The organism is Pseudomonas sp. SDO5591_S426, from assembly GCF_054070755.1.
The window spans coordinates 1-3,334 of record NZ_JBSVXD010000339.1 but is presented as its reverse complement, the minus strand read 5'-3'; the positions used below and the strand labels follow the sequence as shown (position 1 = coordinate 3,334).

General features: G+C 59.4%; 6 protein-coding genes. 4 read left to right on the top strand and 2 right to left on the bottom strand.

Annotation, left to right across the window (positions count from 1 at the left end; all coding sequences use genetic code 11):
* Nucleotides 1-94: 94 nt before the first annotated feature.
* Complete coding sequence (locus ACW9JC_RS29560) at nt 95-301, bottom strand: hypothetical protein (RefSeq protein WP_034149566.1); 207 nt, start codon at nt 299-301, stop codon at nt 95-97.
* Between the two features lie 193 nt (nt 302-494).
* Here ACW9JC_RS29560 and ACW9JC_RS29555 point away from each other — a divergent pair, with 193 nt between their 5' ends.
* Entirely contained in the window at nt 495-773 is a 279-nt protein-coding gene (locus ACW9JC_RS29555) for a hypothetical protein (protein ID WP_416126393.1), read from the top strand.
* A 99-nt stretch (nt 774-872) separates the two neighbouring features.
* Here the strand turns inward: ACW9JC_RS29555 and ACW9JC_RS29550 are convergent, their stop codons facing one another.
* A complete protein-coding gene (locus ACW9JC_RS29550; RefSeq protein ID WP_457459468.1) occupies nt 873-2,039 on the bottom strand; it encodes a 1-acyl-sn-glycerol-3-phosphate acyltransferase in 1,167 nt (388 codons plus the stop codon).
* Nucleotides 2,040-2,177: 138 nt separating this feature from the next.
* On the opposite strand from ACW9JC_RS29550, the gene ACW9JC_RS29545 reads away from it, so the two are divergent.
* The 3 genes from ACW9JC_RS29545 to ACW9JC_RS29535 are packed head-to-tail and all read left to right on the top strand — an operon-like array spanning nt 2,178 to nt 3,289.
* Complete coding sequence (locus ACW9JC_RS29545) at nt 2,178-2,360, top strand: CPXCG motif-containing cysteine-rich protein (RefSeq protein WP_007951671.1); 183 nt, start codon at nt 2,178-2,180, stop codon at nt 2,358-2,360.
* Between the two features lie 9 nt (nt 2,361-2,369).
* Nucleotides 2,370-2,630, top strand: coding sequence for a putative signal transducing protein (locus ACW9JC_RS29540; protein ID WP_457459466.1), 261 nt, complete (start codon nt 2,370-2,372; stop codon nt 2,628-2,630).
* 35 nt (nt 2,631-2,665) lie between these two features.
* On the top strand, nt 2,666-3,289 hold the full coding sequence (locus ACW9JC_RS29535; protein WP_457459464.1) for an SOS response-associated peptidase: 624 nt from the start codon (nt 2,666-2,668) through the stop codon (nt 3,287-3,289).
* The last annotated feature ends 45 nt before the right edge of the window (nt 3,290-3,334 follow it).

Below are 3,334 nucleotides of genomic sequence, written 5' to 3'. Positions count from 1 at the left end.
GAGCTTGCTCGCGATGGCGTACTGTCAGTCGACATCAATGTTGACTGTCATACCGCCATCGCGAGCAAGCTCGGCTCCTGCTAGGGGTGGGGCATTACGCAGCCTGCGAGTAAAAATCCAGCACGCTCACGCCCGTCAACAAATCCGCCTCGGGCAAATCCGCGTGTTGATGGCCACCGAGGGCGCAATACACCAGCCAGTGACGGTCCTGAACATTGAAGGCGAGGCTGCCGACGAGGGTTTGTTGTTCGTCGTTGTGAGCGATGAGGTAAAGGCGATCCTGGTTTTCGGCGTGGAGCATGACGCAGTCCGTGTCGGTTTCGAGGCGCGCATGGTCGCCGATGCAGATGACGAAGCCGTGACGCGGGACAGCCATTTGTCATTTGCCGGGTAATTTGTCGCAAAGGGGAGTGCAGGCACAGAGGCTTTCGGTAGAATCCGCGCCGCGGTCGTCGGTCTGGCGTCTGCCACACCGGTTTTGTTTGAGGTTCGTGATGTCGCTGCATTTGATGACGCTGTTTACCGCCCATCCCGCCAAATTGATCAACCTGCTGGCCTTGCTCTTCGCCTTCCCGGGCGGCTGGCTGCTGCACGCGACCCGTCGGCGTGAACAACGTGCGATGGCGAGCCTCCAGGCTCAGCGCCAAAGCCGTCCCAGCGAAGAACCGACACTGGATTGGGCCACGCTGCGCATGAACCGGTTTTTCTACAGCTTCGGCTTTGCCTGCATGGGGCTGGCGCTGCTGGTGTCGTGGATCAGCACGCAGGTCTGAACCCTTTCAAAGCAAAAGATCGCAGCCTTCGGCAGCTCCTACAGGTGAACTTAAATCCTGTGTAGGAGCTACCGAAGGCTGCGATCTTTTGATCTTGTTTTAAAGCGGCAATCCAGCCTTCACCCGATACTGATTACGCACCGGCGTCGCGTATTGCAGCACCAGGAACGGGCGATGTTCCTCGGGGCAGACGTCCAGGCGTTGCTGCCATTGTTCCTGGGCCTTGGCCAGTTCATCAGCCGGGAACATCTCTGTAGCTTTTGGCACTGCCAACTGCGGATCGGCATCTTTCCACTGTGCGTAAGCCAGGTAATGCACCGGGAACAAGCGATAACCGCCCAGAATCTGCTTGTCCATCTCGACCGCCAATTGCTTGGTGTCTTCGAACAGTTCGGTGATGGGTGCGGCAAAGTTCACATGCACCCGGCCTTTGTAGCCGGTAATGCCTTTGGCGATGCTCACGTCATCTTCGCCCGGCGCCTTGGTGTAGCTGCCGGTGGTGGCGCGGATGTAGAGTTCGCGGGCCTTGGCCTGGTCGCACGGATCGTATTCGTAGCTGATCGACACAGGCGTGAGATTCAGCGAACGGATGACCTCGCCGAACGGCTCGTCCTTGCGGCTCATGTGGAACATCTTGAGGATCGCCGATTCGGTACGGTCGTCACCGTCCTTGGCGCGGCCTTCGGCCTGGGCGATCCAGATCGAGGCGCAATCGTTGCGGATCGAATGGTTGATGTACGCCGACAGCAGTTGATACGCCGCCATTTTCTCACGACGGCCGGTGATCGAACGGTGCACGATGAAGCTCTTGTTCAGGCGCATCAGATCGCTGACGAAAGGCTTTTGCAGCAGGTTGTCGCCGATGGCGATGCGCGGGGTCGGCAGGCCGGCGTGGTACACGGCATAGTTGACGAAGGCCGGGTCCATCACGATGTCGCGGTGGTTGGCGATGAACAGATAGGCGCTGCCGGACTTGAACTGTTCCACGCCGGTGTAAGTGACTCCGTCCGTGGCGCGTTCGATGGTGTGGTCGACGTAATGCTCGACCTTGTCCTGCAAAGTGGCCACCGACGTGATGCCGGCGAACTCACGGCGCAGCCGATGAGCTATAAGGGGTTTGAGCGCCCAGCCTAAAGCGCCGGCAAAACGCGGGAAGCGGAAGTGGGTGAGGATATCTAGAAACGCCTTGTCGCCGAGCAGTCGGGCCAGCACCGCTGGGACTTCGCTGTCGTCGTAAGGTCGGATGGCATCGAATTCGCCCATCATGCTCTCTTGTTAGAAACGGCTAGGGTAAGTAAAGGTTCTGATCGAAAACCGGCGGGGTACGGTCTGAAAAGTAGTCAGACAAAAATAGCCCTGCAAATAGACCGGCGATTATACGCACAAGTCACCTGGGAGACCGCGATGCTGGAAAGCGCAGTTTACGAATGTCCGTATTGTGGTGAGGAAGTCGAGACGACGGTGGACTTGTCCGGTGGCGATCAGACTTATATTGAAGACTGCCAGGTATGTTGCCGGCCAATCACGTTCGTATTGCAGGTTCACGGAGAGGATTGGTTTCTGGAAGTTTTCAGCGAGAACGAATGAGGAGCGTGTATGCAGCGCATTTACGAACCGGAAAACCTGATGGAAGGCGAATTGCTGCAAGGCATGCTCGCCAGCGAAGGTGTCGAGGCGCATCTGGTGGGGCGCGATCTGGTCGGGGCTGCCGGTGAATTGCCGATCTTCGGTCTGCTGGGCCTGGCAGTGGATAACGATAAGGCTGAATACGCCCGTGAGCTGATCAGTGCGTACAATGCCGCGCTGCCGCTGTCCGGCGATGAACCGGAGAGTTTTCCCGGCACGCTGGTCTGTTAGGCTGGCGTTCGTTTGATCAAGAGTTGTGCTGCCCCATGTGTGGACGTTATGCCCTGTTTCGCTGGAACCGCGACTTCGCGACCCTGCCCGGTTTTCCCGCCGATCAGCAGGCGCAGTGGAACATTTCCCCCAATGATTCGGTGTTGATGCTGCGAGCCGGCGCGGACGGCCAGCGTGAGCTCGCCCGTGCCCGCTGGGGCCTGACGCCGCCATGGCTGACCGATCTGTCCCGTACGCCGGCCCATGCCCGCGCCGAAACCGTGGCCGAGCAACCGATGTTCCGCCAAGCCCTGCGCGAGCGTCGTTGCCTTCTGCCCGCTAACGGTTTTTACGAATGGCGCGGCACCACACGCAAGCGGCCATTCTGGCTGACGCCGGGGGAGGGTTCGTCACTGTTTTTTGCGGCGATCTGGGAAGCGTATCCGGTGCAGGAGCAGGTGTGGTTGAGCACGGCGGTGATCACTCAGCCAGCGGCGAGTCAGCGCAGGCCGTTGATTCTGGATGAGGCAGGGCAGGCGGCGTGGCTCGATCCCGAGACGCCGCTGCATGTCTTGCAGGGGTTGCTGGCCAGTGAGCCTGCCGCGTTGCGCGAGCGGGTGTTGGCCAATATGGTCAATGATCCGAAGCTTAATGGGCCGGAGTGTTTGACTCCGGGTTGAGTGCTTTGGTGTCAGTCATGGCCTCATCGCTGGCAAGCCAGCTCC